We start from the raw sequence: 19,285 nt of genomic DNA, 5'->3' as shown, positions 1-19,285 counted from the left end.
TATAACGAATAAAGTCACATGGACCATGCGTGAAGATTATCTGAAAGGCGATAGTGCATCTCTCAGCGGAGAAGAACGGGAAGTAGAAAAAGCGCTTCGGCCACTTTCTTTTGAAGATTTTACAGGGCAACAAAAGATTGTTGACAACATTAAGATTTTTGTACTGGCTGCAAAACAGCGCGGTGAATCGCTGGATCACGTCCTCTTGCATGGACCTCCCGGCCTTGGCAAAACTACCCTGTCTCATATCATTGCCAATGAACTGGGTACGAATATTAAAATTACATCCGGGCCGGTACTCGATAAGCCTAGCGATTTGGCAGGTTTGCTAACCAACCTTGAGTCGCATGATGTCTTGTTTATTGATGAGATTCACCGGTTAAATCCTATTGTGGAGGAATATCTTTATTCCGCGATGGAAGATTTTCGTATTGACATTATGTTGGACTCCGGACCTAATGCGAGGTCGGTACAAATCGGACTAAATCCATTTACACTTATCGGTGCCACTACACGCGCGGGGCTTCTTACTTCTCCGCTCAGGGCAAGGTTTGGCATTAATGCAAGGCTGGAATATTATGACTCGACGCTGCTCACAAAAATTGTTAAACGTTCAGCGCACATTTTAACAACACCGATTGACGACGACGCAGCATTCGAGATTGCCCGAAGGAGTCGTGGTACTCCTCGCATCGCGAACAACCTTTTACGAAGAACTCGTGACTTTGCACAAATTAAGGGTAATGGAATTATAACCATGGCCATTGCCCAACTTGCGCTTAAGGCATTGGATGTGGATCAAAATGGGCTGGACGAGATGGATAACAGAATTTTGCTCACGATAATTGAAAAGTTCAAAGGGGGTCCCGTCGGACTAAACACGATAGCCACAGCAGTAGGTGAAGAAGCAGAAACAATAGAAGAAATGTATGAACCTTTCTTGATACAGGAAGGATACATAAAACGTACTTCACGTGGCCGGGAGGCCGCGGACCGCGCGTATAAACATTTAAAGATAGCGCCGCCTTCTTCGAAGCTACCAGGGCTTTTTGATTCGATATAATTGCAGCGTCAATAGTTGTTGACATATTCCTCACGATTTGAGATATCCAGGACGATGGCTTTCTATCCCAGTCCGGGTCAGCTATTAACTTTTATTTTTTTCATTCCAAATAAGAAACGCATGGGGTTAAATGGTCGAATAATCAACAGGTAAAAAATAATGCAAGTGATGAGCGTCAAGATTGCAATGACCCAAAATTTCGCCGCGATACCCCAGGATAATTGGCAAATATAGAATCCAATAAAGATGATGGCCGTTTGATGAAGGATATAAAAGGGATATAAACCTTCGTTGATCTTGCTTAGCCATGGATGTGATTTGTTCAGGTAATGTTGACCATAAGCAATGATGGTAATCACCGTGGACCAACTCACAAAAATCGCAGTTACATCAAAGGCGGTTTCCACCGTATCAAAAGTCCAAGGCAGTTGTATTAGCTCTCGTAAGTGAAAGTAGAGAATGTAAAATGGAATCAGTAGCACCACCATACTTACCAAAAGATGTTTTCGATTTCTTCCAATAGACTCCCACAATAGTGGATTTGAATAACAAATTATTCCAAACAGAAAAAAACAAAGGTAAAACGTAAAATAAGCCCAGTCGTCTATCAAAGCGTGTGTCTGCTCGGGAAAATAGGGTCTTAAAAGTATTTGCGTGATTAAAATAATCGCCGCCGGAACAAAAAGAATTCCGGCTGGACTTGAAAAAATCTTAAAAATTTTTTCCTTAACAGGGCGTGAGCCAGTTGAACGGAAAAAAATTAGAAATGGAATGGCTATCAATGAGTACACCAACAAGTACGCGATAAACCATAAGTGATGCCAGCTGAAACTTCCATCGGGGTAAGGTTTAAATTCAAAGACTGTTTTATAGAAGTCCCAGTAACTATTGTATTCCCTGATGTGCTCGTAGTAAATCTGCGGCGGTACTATCACAAATATTCCGAAGACTAATGGAATAAAAAGGCGTGTAATCCTTTCTTTAGCAAATTGCCCGGGAGATCTTTTTCCCAATGCCATATATGTACCGGCCCCGGAAATAAAAAGCAGCAGCGGCATCCGCCAGAAATGAAGCCAACTCATCCAATAGCGAAAGCTTTCGCTGGTCTCATTATTTTTGATGTGCCAGTCCCAGGGATTGAAAAGCATGCCTGTGTGAAAGAATAATAAAATGACGATGGCAATAAACCGGAGCCAATCCAAGTCGTGACGACGCCCGGTTACATCGATAATAACTGACTGCGGGGTAGATAACATAGTTCTCATGACAAAGTGTTAAGGATGTAAAAATGCCTGCCAATTAGCGACAGATTACCGATCCAAAGATTACACATCAGTGAGAAGAGCACGATTGATTTTATAATTTGGGCGTTCGACTTTATAAAAAGGCACTGGCAACAGCCGAAATTCGGCTTTACCGGAATGAAGTTACTTTACAAACTTGGTTTTGGCTAGCCTATATTCGGAAGGTGTGGAACCTGTAAGCTTTTTAAAAGCCGTGTTAAAGGAGGATTTTGAATTGTAGCCAACTTGTTCGGCAATTTCTTCCACTTTAATGTTCGGTTTGTCTACTAGTAAATGCTTCGCTTCTTTCACACGATACTCGGCCACCATTTCAAAGAAGCTTTTTCCTAGTCCTTCATTAATTGTTTGGGACAAAGTATGAATCGTTGTCCCCAACTGATGAGCCAATTCCGGCAATGAAAAATCGGAATTTAGGAAGGGTTTCTTGCTCGTCATTAAATAATTCAATTTAATAAGCAGCTCCCTTTGATGTTCCCCGCTAACTGACGAGTTTTTGTATTTTTGATTTTCGGTCAACGGGGCTTGTGTAAAGAATCCTGAATGGCTGATAATTCGAAAACTGGTCAAGTAAATTGTAACTGTTATGTAAGACGCAAAAAGATGATCGCCAGTGTCGTGATCATGAAACAGTTTTACGATTAGGATCCCTAAAGCAGCGGAGGCAATTATAAAAACTTCCCATCGTAAAAACTTCAAGACACCGGTGACGGGATGCCAAAAGGACTCGTTCCTTCTTTTAAATGCCTTATATATTTCTGTAAGTCCCAACGTACTGTAGAGGAATAAACTGAGTAAAGAGATTTCGGTACAATTATCTGTAACCCAAAATAGGCGAGGGTCATAATCATAATCAAATAGCCTGGCTTCCAAACCAGGATGATAGGATCCAATCCACGCGTTATATTTTGCATCCTCAGGAAGAACCAAAAAAGGTAATTGCAGAAAAAAATAAACTACCGGAAAGGCGAGATGTAAATAATTTTTCCAGGATAATTTTCCTGTTGTTAAGCTGACGACAAGTAAATAAAATGAGGGACCGATCGCCAATCCCAAAGCTTCTGAAAAATCGACGAGATACAAATAATGTATGATGTATCCGGTATACATCAGAAAGATCTCAGTAATGCACGCGACAATGCTCAATAACATTAATCCGTGAAAGAGATTTGATTTATTTTTTCTGTGTTCCTTGAGTAAGAAAAATACGCACAGAAAAATGCCCTGGACGATGCCTAAAAATATAAATACAGCGAACAGGTCAATCCGGTAAGGCATTGCAATCAATAAAAATAGAAGTACGAATATACAACGTACAAAATTTTGTGCGAGTTGTCCCTTCGATTACACCAGAGACATTAATTGGCTTGGGCGCTGCGCGATTCTTCAACAAATTCAGGCAGGGAAAAATAAAAGGTTGTTCCCTTTCCATCTTCAGTTTCGAACCAAATGCTCCCGCCATTTTTTTCGACAAATTCCTTACAAAGTAAAAGTCCGAGGCCCGTTCCTTTTTCTTGCTTCGTTCCTTGGGTTGTGACACTTGAAATGGTAAAAAGTTTGTTTCTGTTTTTCTCAGGAATTCCAACCCCACTATCGGCGACTGAAATAATTATTTTAAGATCCACACGATAAGCTCCGATCGAAATGGTTCCGTTAGGCTTTGTAAACTTAACAGCGTTGGTTAGTAAATTCCGGAAAACGCTACGAATCATATTCACGTCGGCATAGGCTTCTAAGGGACCCTGGATATGATTCTTTATTCGAATATTTTTTTGCGAACATTCAGGTTCGAGCAGGGCAACTGATTCTTCTGCGAGTTTGCCGAGATCCAGCCGATCGGGTTCGAACGTTTCACCTCGCATTTGAAGTTTTGCCCACTGCAATAAATTATCGATGAACTCCGTTGTATGCGTTAATCGTGCTTCTAATCCTTCTGTTACTTTTTGGAACTCATCTGCTGTCATTGATCCACTTTTTACCAAATTCAACGCCAGATGAAGCGAGCCTAAAGGTCCACGGATATCATGTGATACAACGGAGAGAAGTTTGTCTTTCACATGATTAACCTCCTCCAACTGTACATTTTGCTGCTGGATTTCTACGGTCCGGATTTTAACTTCCTCTTCGAGGAGAATTTTTTCTTTATGCTCCCGATCGAGTTCAGCTTCCTTGGCTTCTTGATTTTCTTTTTCTAACGTACTCCATCGATCGCCTAGGGCAAAGGATATGAACAACATTTGCAGAATGCAGCCGCCCATCAATCCCATATAATTTGTACTCAAATACCCGGGCATAAATCCAACGCTGCTGATGGTAAAAATTCCAGCGGCCACTAAAACGGTAAACCAAGCAATAAGGTAGTATCGGGCTGGTTTGTATTTTTTATGAAAACAATATCCGGCAGAAATTAATGCCAGCAAGCAATGGATAAAAATGAGATAGTTATGGTATTGGAATGAAATTTTTCTGAAGAAGACTGCCATGAGCAGGGCCACACCAAGGTCGAGTACCATATTTCCCAATAGCAGTTTATCGAGTAAGTTGCTGAAGTGCCGCAAATTCAAGAATGCTCGGGTCAGCAACGTTGAGGAAACAAGGAAAAAAGGGCCCGTAACCATCGCGAGAATGTCATTAAACTTCGGGTAGTCAGGATATAAATACAGGAATGAATATCCCTGAAAGAATGCTACCACATTTACCATGGTGACCAGTGTGAGCACATAGTAGAACGTGATTTTGTCACGAACTGAAAAAAATAAAAATAGCTGGTACAAAATCATCAGTACCATCGCTCCATAGAAAAGCCCATTGAGTAGTTGAACTTTATACGATGTCTTCAGAAAGCCGTCACGATGCCAGAAAATTATTGGCACCTGAACGGAGGAAATGGTCTGTACACGCAGGAAAATATCGCGTGTTTGCCCGGGCAAAATTTCGAAAGCGAAAATTGGATGTCGATGCGGAAGATCACGTGCTGTAATAGGAAAGTGATCGCCGGAGGTTCTATGAATAGGAGTTCCATCTTTATCGACCATGTAGAGATCAATTTGGTCTAAGGGAGAATAAGCTACTTCGAGCAGCCATTCAGCCGATGCAGATACATTGTTTACTTCCAGTTTAAACCAATGCGCGGCACGGTCGAATCCAAGATTGGGCGCATATTTAGTATTGATTGACATGAACGTCATGTTTTTAACGTCGTCTGTAGTCAATGACTGTGAGTCATCCCGGAGATATCCTAGTTGTCCATTTACCTGGATCTTACCGATATCCGTTAGTTGCAAAGTCTGTGCGGAAGACAAGAGGCTGCCCGTTATAAAGGAAACAAACAGGAGTATCCTGTACATGAGGAATGAATTAGATTTTTTTTGCAGCAAATTCCTTTGCAAAGTATGTCAAGATAATATCAGCCCCCGCACGTTTAATACTCAAAAGGATTTCATTCATCACGCGGTCGCCATCCAACCAACCTTTTTGTGCAGCTGCTTTAACCATTGAAAACTCACCACTCACGTTGTAAGCCGCGATAGGCAAGCACGAATTATCTTTTAACAATCTGATTACATCCAAGTATGCCAGCGCAGGCTTGACCATCAAGAAATCTGCACCCTCCTCCGTGTCGAGCGCCGCCTCTATTAACGCTTCTTTGCGGTTAGCGGGATTCATTTGATAAGTTTTTTTATCACCAAACTTCGGCGCTGAATCCAGCGCTTCACGAAAAGGATTGTAAAAACCACTGCTATATTTCGCGGTATAGCTCATAATGGAAACGTCGGTATACCCATTTTTATCTAATAACGTTCGAATATATCCAACACGGCCATCCATCATATCGGAAGGCCCAAGAATATCGATACCAGTTTCGGCCTGCGCCAGGGCCATTTTACCCAGGATTTCTAACGTTTCATCATTCAAAATTCTGCCATCTTTTACCAATCCGTCATGCCCATCGGAACTGTACGGATCCATTGCGACATCGGTCATAATACAGGCTTCGGGAAATTGTTTTTTTATTTCCTTCAATGCTTTCAGGTAAAAAAAACTAGAATCATAACTTTTTGTGGCTGTCCGATCTTTGTGCTGGTCCTCTACTGCTGGAAAAATATCAAACGCACGTACCCCAAGGTTCATGCATTCTTCAATTTCCTTTAACATTAAATCAATGGATAACCTGAAAATTCCGGGCATTGAGCTGATTTCTACTTTCTGGCTTTTTCCATCTACCAGAAATAAGGGATATATAAAATCATTTGTTGTTACGGTTGTTTCTGCCACCATCGAGCGAATGGTATTACTCTTCCGGTTTCTCCTAGGCCGTATTGTATTCAATGAAGTCATCATTCAAAATTAAGCTCGAAAGTTAACGCTTCCTTGATAGCAAAAAAAGTTAAGTGTGACCAGAAAATAGTAAGTGAACACCGTTTTCGTAGGAGATTAAACAAATGCATGCGTGAATCTCTCCGCAACGTATTGTTATGATCAGTTAACCGTCCTTATTGCTTGGCAGTAATTCACCCGTAGCGGTCGATAATATGTTGACTAATCACCTTATACAGCTCTGCCATTGAAGGGTCTTCCTGTAAAAATTCGAGGTGTTTATCCAGGATTTCCAAATCGCCGCGTCTAGCTGGGCCGGTCTGTGCATTTTCAGGCCCAATACTTAAACTCTTGTTGATCATTTCAGCAATGAGTGGTTTTAGCCAATCATAACTTAACCTGTGTTCTTTCATGATGTCTTGCGCAACAAGCAACATGTGATTCGTAAAATTGGAAGCAAACACAGCAGCCACATGCAACGCCTTTCGTTCGTATGACTTTAATGGAATCACCACCTTACTCAAGGCGTTTCCTATGGCGCGCAGCATCTTTTCAGTAACCGGGTTTGCGCTTTCAATAAATACGGGTACTTCTTTGAAGTCAACTTTTTTGTCCTTGCTAAAGGTCTGCAACGGATAAAAAACCCCTAGGTTCTGCGTTGCTGCATATCCCAAGATGCTTAAAGGCTGACTACCGGAAGTATGAACTAATATCGCGTCCTCTGGTAGAATGATTTCCTGAACCACTTCCTCGATGGCTTCATCGGTAGTAGCTATTATAAATACACTCGATGAGCTGGTTGAAAAATCCAACGATGCCTTTACATCGGCTTCATAAAGACGTTCTACTAATAAAGCCGCGTGTACTGGATTTTTACTGTAAACTTCCTGGACGGGAAAATCTGAATTGTCGAGTGCGGGAGCCAGGTGCCATGCAAGGTTGCCCGATCCAATAAATGACACGCGTGTGTGTTTAGTCATAGTCAATTACATTATGGACCAATCAAGTTATGAAGATAAACCTTTTACAATTCTGTTTTTCCCAAATAAGTCCTGCATTAACTCAACCTCCTTGAAATTGTTTTCAATAAATAGTTGATACACCTCATTTCCAAATTTCTCATTGATTTCAACTGCTAATAAACCTGTAGCCTTCAGCGATTGTCTAGCTTGATTGATGATAGCTTTGTAAAATAACAATGGTTCATTCGAGTCAACAAAAAGGGCCGTTTGAGGTTCATATGCTACTACATTGCATGGCATGGATTTCAATTCGTCACGTGTGATATAAGGCGGATTGCTTACGATGACATCGATCGGCGCAGGGATTTTATCCATTAATACATCGCCGATCTCAAAAAGAACTTTTGCTCCCAACTTATCGGCGTTTGCTGAAGCAACGTCCAATGCCGCTGGGCTAATATCAATCGCTATAACATCCGCCATTGGCAATTCCTTAGCTAATGTAATGGCAATGCAACCACTGCCAGTGCCGATATCTAATATCCGGCAGTTCACAGGCTTTGAACGATTAACAAAATTGATTACCAATCGAACCAACTCTTCCGTCTCAGGTCTTGGAATTAAAACCGCCGGATTTACGCCGAACATTCGCCCGTAAAAGTCTGCCTCGCCCAACACGTATTGAACAGGTTCATGTTTATTGATTCTGGCAAGGATATCGTTGAGCCTTTTTATTGCGGCGTTATTATCGATTTGCTTTTCAGCCAATATTTCTGTGGGCGTTAAACCAAAAACATTTTCGAAAACCAGATATGCAATGCTTCTGATTTCATCTTTATTTTCGGGTAATTGAACCCTGTTTACGAAATCCTGAAACAACGCTTTGGAATTCTTCATAGCTTATCAATCTTTGCAAGTATAAGCAATGACCAAGCACGATCATCATACCGACGAACTTTTTATGCAGCGGGCCATGGAACTTGCGCAGCTTGGGATTGGTCACGTCAGTCCTAATCCGTTAGTAGGAAGCATCGTTGTTCATGAGGGAAAAATTATCGGTGAAGGATGGCATCAAAAATATGGTGGCCCTCATGCAGAAGTCAACGCAGTTAGCGCCGTGGCGGACAAAAGCTTATTGCGCGAAAGTACCGTCTACGTTACCCTCGAACCTTGCTCTCATTTCGGTAAGACGCCCCCTTGTTGTGACATGCTCATTCAGCACAAAGTAAAAAAAGTTGTCGTTGCCAACGTCGATTCAAATCCTGTAGTCAATGGCGAGGGGCTACATAAGTTGCGTGATGCGGGAGTTGAAGTCATAACTGGGGTTCTTGAAAAGAAAGGCCGTGAGCTGAATAAACGTTTCTTCACTTTCGTGGAAAAACAAAAACCGTATATCATTTTAAAATGGGCTGAAACAGCTGATGGATTTGTTGCAAGAAAAAATTATGATTCGAAATGGATAAGCGATGAATTCTCCCGTCAGTTTGTACATAAATGGAGAACGGAAGAAGATGCAGTGCTGGTCGGAATGCGTACTGCACAGTACGATAACCCGCAACTGAATGTTCGAGATTGGACTGGACGTAATCCAGTGCGCATAGTGGTTGACAGATTTTTAAAATTAAATAAGAAAATAAATTTGTTTGATGGATCTCAAAAAACGTGGTGTTATAATGTACTGAAACATCAACAGTTAAAAAACATTTCTTTTATCAGAATCGATGAAGAGAATTTTTTACCGAACCTTTTGAAAGACCTTTACAGGCGACAAATTCAATCCGTTATTGTGGAAGGTGGTGCCCAGACGTTGCAGGCCTTTATAGATCAGCAGCTTTGGGACGAAGCGCGAATATTCATCTCTCCCCAAACTTTTGAAACCGGGATCAAAGCACCTGCATTTTCAGGTGTACTCGATAATCAATACAAGATAAAACGGGATTGGTTAAATGTTTATCGAAACCCTATCCATTCTTAATCTTCGCCAAATTTTCGTCCTTACATTTCAATCGCCTTACGACTACAGGTATTAAAAAAATTCACGAGCAACGGATTTGGCGTTTCAAATGAGGAATCTAAAGATGGCTGGAATAAAGTTCCATTAAAGAATCGATGACCTTTCAGTTCAAACGCGCGTACTTCCCCCGTTGAAGCGAACGCAGTAAAAGTAAAAGGGGGCTGATTTATTTTTTCGAAGAACTGAGGATTTACGCCATAGCTGCAATAGTAACTTCCCACAATTTCATCAGTTTTAAGGACTCGGTATAGCCAGGAATTTTTATCTTTTATTTCAACTTGTTCCTGTTGCCCTTTCAATGAACAATGAAGTTTTGAAATAATAGAAATTCCGCCAGGATTAGTTTCTTCATGATTTGCCTCATGGATGTTCAACGCATTTTTTGCGTACTCGAGAACCATATACTGAAAGCCTCCGCATGATCCTAGAATCGGAATATTTTTTTCTCTTGCTTTACGGATTACAGCGAAAACGCCTTCATCATTTTTATAAGGCGAACCCGGAACAATCCATAGACCGTCGTAGTAATTGGAGGACGACAAAATTTTATCCACGTCGACGGTTGGCACCCACTCGGCGTTAAGCTCAAACGACAAAGCCTGTCTTGCGTGATCAATCGATTTGTTCAGGGCGACCAGCGTATGTATCTTTTCATCAAAGTCACCAACCAAAGCTATTGTAATGCGTTTCATTGCTTGTAACAGACCCTCTCTTTAATAATCGTCCGGCCGCACAGGTGGTCGGGCGACTTTAAATTTTAATTTATGAATAAAGTAAACATCTCTGAAAAACTCAGCCAATTTACTGACTACTATCATCCTCGCATCATTGGTGAGCTTAATGGCCAACATGTAAAAGCAGTTAAACTGAAAGGCGAATTTGTTTGGCATCATCATGATCATGAAGATGAGCTTTTTTTGGTGGTAAAAGGAAAATTGAGGATGGAGTTTCGCGACAAAACCGTTGAGGTTAACCCGGGGGAATTTATTATTGTGCCGCGGGGAGTGGAGCACAAGCCCGCCGCAGACGAGGAGGTGCATATCGTATTGTTTGAACCAGCCTCGACGTTAAATACGGGCAATGTCGAAAACGAAAAGACGCATAAACAATTGGAAAAAATATAATCATGGCTGAGGAACTAATCATTTCTACATCGACCCTTAAAGACGAGCGGTATCAAATGCTTTTACCCCAGATCAAAGAATTAGTGAACGGTGAGCCTGATCTTATTGCGAACCTCTCGAATATTGCGGCTGCCCTGAAGCAGTCGTTCAATTTTTTCTGGGTAGGATTTTATTTGGTAAAGGAGAACCAACTTGTGCTTGGGCCTTTTCAGGGACCGATTGCATGTACCCGGATCGATTTTGGAAAGGGTGTTTGTGGCACCGCCTGGAAAGAAAGGAAATCAATTCTGGTTCCAGACGTTAATAAGTTTCCAGGTCATATTGCCTGTAGTTCGGCGTCCAAATCAGAAATTGTTTTGCCTGCTTTTAAAAATAATGATGTAGCACTTGTGTTGGATGTTGATAGTGATGTGTTAAATGATTTTAATTCGATTGACCAAAAAGCTTTAGAAGAAATAATGCGTATTATTGAATCCGTTCTCTAATGAAAACGCGAGCAAGTATAAACCACATCGATCCTTAATGACTTCAATTGACCTTATTGCTTTTTACCAAAAACGAAAAGAAAATTTTGAGGGGACACTACTAGAAGTAAAAAAGCAAATAAATGTGATTTCCAATTTTCGGATTTTCGTTGCTTTAGTTTTTATTGCATCGCTTTATTTCGGGTTTTCCTATCATTTAATTCTCATTGCAAGCTTTTTTCTGCTAATCCTTTTTATTTATCTGGTTGTAAAACACAGCAATCTGTTTGATCAAAAGGTACATGCTCAAAATCTAGTAAAGATTAATCACCTCGAGCGGCAGTCCCTCAGCGGTGACAACGCTGGATTTTTAAACGGGTCAGAGTTCATAGATCCACGCCATCCGTATTCTCATGATCTGGATATTTTTGGAGACGGTTCGTTGTTTCAGGCAGTTAACCGATGCAATACGATCCATGGTAAAAAGTTGATGGCACAACGGTTGGGTTATGCACTGGATTCAAAGCAGGAGATTCTCGACCACCAGGAAGCTGTGCGGGAAGTATCATTGAAGACGGATTTCCGACAACACTTTCAGGCTGCCGGAATTGAAATTGGTGAACAGCCGGGCGATCATGAGCAATTACTGGAGTGGTTAAAGCAACCCCCGTTTCTTTACACATCCGCTTTCTACAAATTTCTGCTAGTGGTTTTACCTATTCTGACTGTTGCTGCTGTTGGGTTGGCATTTGTTATCACTCAAGCCAGCCCCTTTGCAATCGTCCTTGTACTTATACAATGGGTGATTATTGGGTTTCATATAAAAAAAATCAATGCATTTCATGAATACGTTAGCAAAAAGAAGTACACTTTAGAAAAGTATGCATCTATCTTGCATTATTTTGGGAGGGAAGAATTTTCTTCCGGTATTCTTAAAACTTTTTCGAAACAAGCAAACGATGCGGATATAAAGATCAAATCGCTGGCAAGTCTTGTGAGTTACTTAAATGCAAGACTTAATTTCCTGGCCAGTGTATTCGTTAATAGTCTTTTGTTATACGATCTCCAGTGCATTTATCGTTTGGAAAAATGGAAATACGAAAATTCAAACTCCCTTAAAATTTGGCTCAATGTAATTCGTGAGACAGAAGTGATTTGCAGTCTCGGAACTTTTGCATTCAATCATCCAACATTTGTTTACCCGACAATAGATTCGGAATTGAAAATCAAGGCGGTGGGTCTAGGTCATCCGTTGTTGTCTACAAATGAATGTGTTACAAATGATTTGTATTTAGGTAAAGGGCAGTCAATACTTATTATAACAGGTGCGAACATGGCGGGAAAAAGCACCTTTCTTCGTACTGCTGGTATTAATCTGGTGTTGGCCCTCGCCGGAGCCCCTGTATTTTCTAGCGAATTCTCCTGTCCGATCATCAACCTCCGGACGGGAATGCGGACTGCTGATTCGTTGAAAGACCATCAATCATACTTCTATGCAGAGTTAGATCGGTTGAAGACCATTATGGACGAGTTAAGAAACGATAAACCGCTTTTCGTTTTATTAGATGAAATTTTAAAAGGTACTAACTCAACTGATAAGCAATCAGGCTCGATTGCGCTTGTAAAACAACTGTTGCCACATCCGTGCCTTGCCATGATAGCCACCCATGATGTTGTATTGGGTGATCTCGAAAATCAATTTCCCAGTCAGATTAAAAACTATTATTTCGAAGCCAACATTGAAAACGATCAACTGTCCTTCGATTACAAACTAAAATTGGGCATTGCGCAAAAAATGAATGCTACCTTTTTAATGAAGAAGATGGGGATTATTGGTAGTGTTTAAGTCGAAATGTTGAAGAAACGGTTAGAAATCCGAACGGTCTTTGTCTTTAGACTTCGCCTTTACGCCTTCAAACATTCCGCTAGTTTTTCTACGGCAAAATCAATCTCCTCTACGGTGTTGTATTTGCTGAATGAAAATCTTACCGCCCCCTTTTTGGAACCTGGGTGGAGGGCTCCCAAAACGTGTGAGCCAGCCGTTGCACCGCTCGAGCAAGCACTTCCCCCGGACGCAGATATCCCATGAAGATCCAAATTAAAAAGCAGCATGCTGTTTTGATCGGATTCTGGGAGACAAACATTTAATACGGTGTATAAGCTTCTATCGAGGTTTGCAGAATCGCCATGAAATTCGACGTGGGGGATAGTCGCCTTTAACTTATCGATCATGCGAGATTTTAGCCCTGTGATATATTTCTGGTGGCCATCCATATCGCGGTAGGCGATTTCCAGAGCTTTGGCCAGGCCGATGATTCCGTATACATTTTCGGTGCCTCCACGCATGTTTCTTTCTTGCGGACCGCCGTGAATGAAAGGTTGTATTTTTTTATCCTTTCGAATAAACATGAAACCTGCACCTTTCGGTCCGTGAAATTTATGGGCAGCTGCAGCAAGACCTTGTACTTTAATTTTTCGTAGATCATGGTGATAGTGACCAATAGTCTGAACGGTATCCGAGTGAAAATATGCTTTGTGCTCATTGCATAAATCACCGGCAGCCTCGAGGTTAAGCAAGTTTCCAATTTCATTATTGGCATGCATGAGCGACACCAACGAATTCGGATGTTTGCTTAGCAAAAGATCGAGGTGAGTCAAATCTATATGACCATGTTCGTCCAGGTCAACCATGTGAAGATGGATATGTTTCTTCTTGGAAAGACTGCTCAATGTTTCTTCGACAGCGTGGTGTTCTATTGGAGAAGTTATAATGTTTTGGACATTGTAGGAGATAACTGCGCCCGTAAGAATGGTATTATCAGCTTCTGTTCCACCAGAAGTGAAAATAATTTCTCCCGGCGTACAATGCAGTAACTCAGCAATTTTTTTTCGAGCTGACTCTATTGCAGCCCTAACTGTCCGGCCATGCGCATGTGTGGATGAAGGATTTCCGAAATCTTCCAGCATAAAGGGCTTCATTGCTTCAAAGACTTCAGGGTCAAGAGGCGTTGTTGCGGCGTTGTCCAGGTATATGCGCATAAGTGTTGACTGCAATCGTGTCTGTTAAAACTACACTAACAAAAGTTACTTGGCCGATGATAAGATTTGCATATAAGAGACCATGCTTGCTGTTGTATACATCCTTACGGAATAAATGTTAGGATCACGCAATCACTTTTTCCGTAATGATTTCCTTTATGTCGCTGATCATTTTTTTTGCGAGATTCTCAGCTTTCACTTCTAGGTCAGATTCAGCATAAATACGAATAATAGGTTCTGTATTTGATTTACGCAGGTGTACCCATTCTTTATCAAACTCGATTTTTACGCCATCGATCGTATTGATCGGTTGTTTTTTATATTTCTTTTTAATTTCCTCAAGCACTTTATCTACATCTATGCTAGGGGTAAGCTCAATCTTATTTTTGGATATGATATAGTTGGGGTAAGAAGCTCGCAGCCTGGATACGGGCATGTTTGACTTTGCTAGGTGCGTCAAAAACAACGCAATACCTACCAGCGCATCTCTTCCGTAATGTAAGTCAGGATAGATAATCCCACCATTGCCTTCCCCACCGATCACCGCATTACATTCTTTCATCATCGTAACAACATTAACTTCCCCGACTGCTGCGGCAAAATATTCTCCGCCCTCTTTCTCGGTCACGTCGCGTAGCGCGCGTGTTGAAGAAAGATTTGAAACGGAGTTCCCCTTTTTCTTTTTGGTGGCTTTCAAAACGTAATCTGCCACTGCCACTAAAGTATATTCTTCTCCGAATGGAGATCCATCTTCTGAAACAAGCGCAAGCCGATCTACGTCAGGGTCAACAACAATACCCAAATCATATTTACCTTTTTTAATCTCTCGGCAAATGTCACCAATATGCTCTGGTAGTGGTTCTGGGTTGTGAGGAAAATGGCCGGTAGGCTCACAGTATAATTCCTTGACCGTAACGTTCAAAGCTTTTAACAGGAGTGGTACAGCAATTCCACCCGATGAATTGACTGCATCCAACACAACTTTGAATCCTCTGGCTTTGATGGCATCTACATCAACCAAAGGCAATTTTAAAATAAGATCGACATGTTTCTGCAGATAAGTATCATTCTTGGTATAGCCACCGAGTTTCGTGACAGGGGCGAAATCAAATTCTTCTTTATCAGCAATTCTTAATACCTCTTCACCATCTTTGCCCGAAATGAATTCACCTTTCTCATTTAAAAGTTTCAGGGCATTCCATTGTACTGGATTATGACTTGCAGTGAGAATTATTCCTCCGGCAGCTTTTTCTAAAGGTACCGCGATTTCCACGGTTGGCGTAGTGGACAACCCAAGATCAATGACATCGATTCCTAATGCTTGCAAGGTTGACGTAACTAAAGCACTCACCATTTCACCTGATGGTCGGGCATCGCGACCTAATACAATTTTAGTAGTGCCTTTTTTCTTTTTGATTAACGTGCCGTAGGCAGCCGTAAACTTTACAATATCAAGCGGGGTAAGATTCTCATTGGTCTTGCCACCAATCGTCCCGCGAATTCCGGAAATAGATTTAATTAAAGCCACAATACATCATTTTGTACAGCAAAATTAAAAGAATAATGTAACTAATTACCAAATCCCGGAAATGCTAAAAATGATTTTAAGATCCCTCAAGTGGATCGGAGAAGAAGTTTTACTGGCCCGGTTTTCTTTTGATGGTCGGCATTGCTTCTTTATTTAAAACATCAGGATCTCCGCAGGCTGCGTCACCGGCCTTCAACTGCTTACCGCAATAGCCACAAGTAACTCCTTCTTTATTAAGCCATGGGCTTTGCGAGGCACAAGTTCCCCGGAATTCCCCGTTTTTGATAAAAAGAAGCCGAACGGATAGGAGTACAAAAAAAAGAGCAAAGATTCCGATACTAAATAAGAAAACTGTCATCTGATTTCAGCTTTTTGTGTGAATCCGTCGGTGCTAAAAATTTGTTAGTACCTTCGGCAAATTAACATATTATTTGAACAGCTTTTTACATGAAAAAGGTTCTTTCGACACCAGATTTAGACCGGGAGGCAAAATTACAGGCATTTGACAGATTGCTCACCATTATGGATGAGTTGCGGGAGAATTGTCCATGGGATAAAAAACAGACGCTCGAAAGTTTGCGCCACTTGACAATAGAAGAGACCTATGAATTATCAGACTCCATACTGAACGGAAATCTGACGGAAATTAAAAAAGAACTGGGCGATATCCTTTTGCACATTGTTTTTTATGCCCGCATTGCTTCGGAATTGAAGGCGTTTGATATTACGGATGTGTTGAATTCTATTTGTGACAAACTGATAGAACGCCATCCGCATATTTATAGCGACGTCATTGCCAACGATGAAGAAACGGTAAAAGCAAACTGGGAAAAAATTAAACTTAAAACTGGAAATAAATCTGTCTTGGAAGGTGTACCGAAATCGCTACCCGCTTTGGTGAAGTCCATACGCATTCAAGACAAAGCTCGCGGCGTTGGATTTGACTGGGAAAAAAAGGAACAAGTCTGGCAAAAGGTTGAGGAAGAGATGCAGGAGTTCAAGAGTGAATTTAATACAGACTCATCTCAGCCCATCAATAGCGAAAGGGCTATGGCAGAATTCGGGGATTTGCTTTTTTCGCTGGTGAACTATGCGCGCTTCATCAACATTGATCCTGAAGAAGCTTTGGAACGTACGAACAAAAAATTCATCAAGCGTTTCCAATACCTGGAATCCGAGTCGGCCAAGGACGGTAAAAAAATGGGAGAGATGACATTAGCCGAGATGGACAAGTACTGGGAGCGAGCGAAAAAGATCTGACATTCGAAATAGCTGAATCTAAATCAGGCGCTTCATCGATTTAGTGTCCACTTCATCAAAGGTCCGCTGGTCATACTTGTTATCAACGCCATGATAACCAACGATACGAATACCTTTTCATTGATAAGGCCATTTTCCAGCGCAATTAATCCCAGGATAATTTCCATGGCACCGCGGGCATTCATCCCGAAACCAACGGCAACGGATTCTTTCCAACTGAAGCCGCCAAGCCGAGCACCCAAACCGCTTCCAATAATTTTGCCGGTAAATGCAATCAATAAAATAACCAAGGTGAGCACGAGGTCAAAATTGGCGATGAAGTTGACCCTTAGCCCAATCGATACAAAAAATAATGGAGCAAAAATGTTATTGATAAACTGATGCACAATTTCTTTCGCGCGTTCGGAAAAGTGTTCTGAATCACCTAGCGCCACGCCCATGATAAAAGCACCAAAAATTGCGTGGATGCCAATGTATTCAGTGAATGCGCCTGCAAGAAAGCACAAGGCTAGCGAAATTGACAGAACGCCTCCGGGCCACGCCAGTTTTTTATTAACCCAAGGCAACAGCTTATTCAACATACCACGTCCAATGGTCAGCATAAAAACGGCATAGCCAATAGTCAAAATTATCGTATTTATTAACGGCATTGAGCCGCTGTTCTTTCCGATCAGTCCTAGAATAACGGAGAAGATCAACCATCCTACCAAATCATCGACCATGGCAGAAGCGACTACCAGCAGTCCCATTTTTGATTTAAATAAGTTTAAATCCATAAGGATTCGCACAATTACTGGTAAGGCAGTGATGGCCATAGCTGTACCCATGAAAAGTGCGAAAGTCAATTTGGCGTTTACATCGTTAATGCCGAAAAAATCAGAGAAGAAATACGGAAACGTAAAGCCTACACTGAAAGGAACCACCAGCCCTACCGTACTCGTGGTAACTGCTTGTCGCCCTTGTTGCCATACAATGTGTAAGTCAACTTCCAGCCCCGCGATAAACAACAGCATAACCACAGCCACTTGTACAAATCCCGTGAGCACAACGCCTGCGCCAGATGCGGGCGGAAACAAGGCTTCGAACCACTCCGGTTGAAGCATTCCCAATACGGTTGGTCCAAGCAAAATACCAGCTATAATTTCACCGATGACTGCCGGTTGGTGAATTTTTCGCGCTGCTTCGGCAAAGAGCCTCCCCATAACCAGCATGGCACTAAGCTGAATTAAAAGATGCACTACATCGGCATGGCTTAATTTACCCATTGACTACCTCCTTCCTTGGGTGGATGATCAAAAGATTACAGGGGAGGTCGGCAAAAATATATTCCTGGTCGTGTGTAAAAACGCGGTCAAAAAAAGAAAACCTCCGGTCAGGTGCTCCAACTACCAATAAGTCTGCTTGTTTTCGCTTAGCAAATTGTGCCAGTTCAAATCCCGATTTGCCGGAGACCAGTTTGATATTAACTTTTAGTCCCTGGTGAGGAATTTTCTGGAGAATTTTTTCTACCGTTTCAATTTCCGATTGAACAAGTTGATGGCGCATTTCTTCATACTCCTCCTCTGTGCATTGCTCTGCGGCCGCCATCGTAAGGCCATACATTTTTAATTCGCGTACAATGTGCAACCATGTCGATTGATCCTTCAATGCAACTTCACATGCAGCTTGTAATGACTGTTCTACGTAGGGCCTATCGTCAGCATCTACCACAATATTTTTAAAAGGTTGAGGTGTAGTGGAGGGATTGGTGAGAAGAAGCACGGAGCAATCGGCTTTTCGAATAATTTTTCGTGCTACCGTGCCAAGATAATATTGAACGAGGTTTTCTTTTTTCAACGCGCCTGCAATAAGCAAGTCAACATTTTCTTTTTTGCATGTTGCCAAAATGCGGTGACTAGGTTTTCCCTCCTCCCAAAAAATCTTTACATCCCCGGCATTGCCCAACCCTGTTTTACTCAATAACTCATTTAATCTTGCAGTCTCTTTTTCTCCGTGAACACCCACATGGATAAGAATCAATTCGGCGTTCCACATATTTTTAATGCGAATGGCTTCCGCAAGGATGGCTTCGATGCGTGGTGAAAAGGCAATGGCAACACCTATCTTTTTGATAACGTTCAGCATGCTAAGGGAAAGTTATTCATTATTTCATCAATTTTTAAAGGCTCAAATTCCGGGAAAAGATAGGGTGCTTCAGACTGTATTCCCATCAT

Annotated in this window: 18 protein-coding genes; 6 read left to right on the top strand and 12 right to left on the bottom strand. The window is 41.6% G+C overall.

The annotated features are described in order from the left end of the window. Positions 1-25 precede the first annotated feature (25 nt). Positions 26-1,063, top strand: coding sequence for a Holliday junction branch migration DNA helicase RuvB (gene ruvB / locus P2W71_RS04310; RefSeq protein ID WP_276367499.1), 1,038 nt, complete (start codon positions 26-28; stop codon positions 1,061-1,063). 77 nt (positions 1,064-1,140) lie between these two features. Here ruvB and P2W71_RS04305 read toward each other — a convergent pair whose 3' ends face one another. The 6 genes from P2W71_RS04305 to prmC form a co-directional block, all read right to left on the bottom strand. After that, on the bottom strand, positions 1,141-2,328 hold the full coding sequence (locus tag P2W71_RS04305; RefSeq protein WP_276367496.1) for an acyltransferase family protein: 1,188 nt from the start codon (positions 2,326-2,328) through the stop codon (positions 1,141-1,143). Positions 2,329-2,490: 162 nt separating this feature from the next. Further along, positions 2,491-3,516, bottom strand: a complete 1,026-nt coding sequence (locus tag P2W71_RS04300) for a helix-turn-helix domain-containing protein (protein ID WP_276367494.1) — start codon at positions 3,514-3,516, stop codon at positions 2,491-2,493. Between the two features lie 206 nt (positions 3,517-3,722). After that, positions 3,723-5,711 (bottom strand): sensor histidine kinase, encoded by a 1,989-nt coding sequence (locus P2W71_RS04295; RefSeq protein WP_276367491.1) that lies wholly within the window; start codon positions 5,709-5,711, stop codon positions 3,723-3,725. A 10-nt stretch (positions 5,712-5,721) separates the two neighbouring features. After that, positions 5,722-6,702, bottom strand: a complete 981-nt coding sequence (hemB, locus tag P2W71_RS04290) for a porphobilinogen synthase (RefSeq protein ID WP_276369042.1) — start codon at positions 6,700-6,702, stop codon at positions 5,722-5,724. A 173-nt stretch (positions 6,703-6,875) separates the two neighbouring features. Further along, on the bottom strand, positions 6,876-7,661 hold the full coding sequence (locus P2W71_RS04285; RefSeq protein ID WP_276367488.1) for a Rossmann-like and DUF2520 domain-containing protein: 786 nt from the start codon (positions 7,659-7,661) through the stop codon (positions 6,876-6,878). A gap of 27 nt (positions 7,662-7,688) precedes the next feature. Beyond that, positions 7,689-8,540: a peptide chain release factor N(5)-glutamine methyltransferase gene (prmC, locus tag P2W71_RS04280; RefSeq protein WP_276367485.1), complete on the bottom strand. Its 852-nt coding sequence runs from the start codon at positions 8,538-8,540 to the stop codon at positions 7,689-7,691. A 28-nt stretch (positions 8,541-8,568) separates the two neighbouring features. On the opposite strand from prmC, the gene ribD reads away from it, so the two are divergent. After that, the gene (ribD, locus tag P2W71_RS04275; protein WP_276367482.1) at positions 8,569-9,618 is read left to right on the top strand and encodes a bifunctional diaminohydroxyphosphoribosylaminopyrimidine deaminase/5-amino-6-(5-phosphoribosylamino)uracil reductase RibD; all 1,050 of its coding nucleotides are present in this window, start codon (positions 8,569-8,571) and stop codon (positions 9,616-9,618) included. 20 nt (positions 9,619-9,638) lie between these two features. Here ribD and P2W71_RS04270 read toward each other — a convergent pair whose 3' ends face one another. Continuing rightward, positions 9,639-10,349 carry a gamma-glutamyl-gamma-aminobutyrate hydrolase family protein gene (locus P2W71_RS04270; RefSeq protein ID WP_276367480.1) on the bottom strand — a complete coding sequence of 237 codons (711 nt, stop codon included), beginning with the start codon at positions 10,347-10,349 and terminating at the stop codon, positions 9,639-9,641. Positions 10,350-10,421: 72 nt separating this feature from the next. Here P2W71_RS04270 and P2W71_RS04265 point away from each other — a divergent pair, with 72 nt between their 5' ends. The 3 genes from P2W71_RS04265 to P2W71_RS04255 are packed head-to-tail and all read left to right on the top strand — an operon-like array spanning position 10,422 to position 13,091. After that, positions 10,422-10,781 carry a cupin domain-containing protein gene (locus P2W71_RS04265; protein ID WP_276367478.1) on the top strand — a complete coding sequence of 120 codons (360 nt, stop codon included), beginning with the start codon at positions 10,422-10,424 and terminating at the stop codon, positions 10,779-10,781. Between the two features lie 2 nt (positions 10,782-10,783). Next, a complete protein-coding gene (locus P2W71_RS04260; RefSeq protein WP_276367477.1) occupies positions 10,784-11,266 on the top strand; it encodes a GAF domain-containing protein in 483 nt (160 codons plus the stop codon). 37 nt (positions 11,267-11,303) lie between these two features. Further along, positions 11,304-13,091, top strand: a complete 1,788-nt coding sequence (locus tag P2W71_RS04255) for a hypothetical protein (RefSeq protein ID WP_276367474.1) — start codon at positions 11,304-11,306, stop codon at positions 13,089-13,091. Positions 13,092-13,150: 59 nt separating this feature from the next. On the opposite strand, the gene P2W71_RS04250 is transcribed toward P2W71_RS04255, so the two are convergent. The 3 genes from P2W71_RS04250 to P2W71_RS04240 form a co-directional block, all read right to left on the bottom strand. Next, a complete protein-coding gene (locus P2W71_RS04250; protein WP_276369039.1) occupies positions 13,151-14,284 on the bottom strand; it encodes a cysteine desulfurase family protein in 1,134 nt (377 codons plus the stop codon). A 124-nt stretch (positions 14,285-14,408) separates the two neighbouring features. Next, positions 14,409-15,812, bottom strand: a complete 1,404-nt coding sequence (gene glmM / locus P2W71_RS04245) for a phosphoglucosamine mutase (protein WP_276367471.1) — start codon at positions 15,810-15,812, stop codon at positions 14,409-14,411. A 109-nt stretch (positions 15,813-15,921) separates the two neighbouring features. Continuing rightward, on the bottom strand, positions 15,922-16,170 hold the full coding sequence (locus tag P2W71_RS04240; protein WP_276367468.1) for a hypothetical protein: 249 nt from the start codon (positions 16,168-16,170) through the stop codon (positions 15,922-15,924). A gap of 89 nt (positions 16,171-16,259) precedes the next feature. Between P2W71_RS04240 and mazG the strand changes: the two genes are divergently transcribed. Further along, complete coding sequence (gene mazG, locus P2W71_RS04235) at positions 16,260-17,072, top strand: nucleoside triphosphate pyrophosphohydrolase (protein WP_276367465.1); 813 nt, start codon at positions 16,260-16,262, stop codon at positions 17,070-17,072. A 32-nt stretch (positions 17,073-17,104) separates the two neighbouring features. Here mazG and P2W71_RS04230 read toward each other — a convergent pair whose 3' ends face one another. Together P2W71_RS04230 and P2W71_RS04225 are read right to left on the bottom strand one after the other, a co-directional pair. Beyond that, on the bottom strand, positions 17,105-18,337 hold the full coding sequence (locus tag P2W71_RS04230; RefSeq protein ID WP_276367463.1) for a cation:proton antiporter: 1,233 nt from the start codon (positions 18,335-18,337) through the stop codon (positions 17,105-17,107). Further along, the gene (locus P2W71_RS04225) at positions 18,330-19,196 is read right to left on the bottom strand and encodes a universal stress protein (protein WP_276367461.1); all 867 of its coding nucleotides are present in this window, start codon (positions 19,194-19,196) and stop codon (positions 18,330-18,332) included. The genes P2W71_RS04230 and P2W71_RS04225 overlap by 8 nt, the downstream gene beginning before the upstream one ends. Positions 19,197-19,285 lie beyond the last annotated feature (89 nt).

Origin of the sequence: Chryseolinea sp. H1M3-3, assembly GCF_029360725.1 — a bacterium.
GTDB lineage: Bacteria > Bacteroidota > Bacteroidia > Cytophagales > Cyclobacteriaceae > Chryseolinea.
Note: the sequence above shows the minus strand (reverse complement) of the source record. Positions and strands in the feature narration are given on the sequence as shown.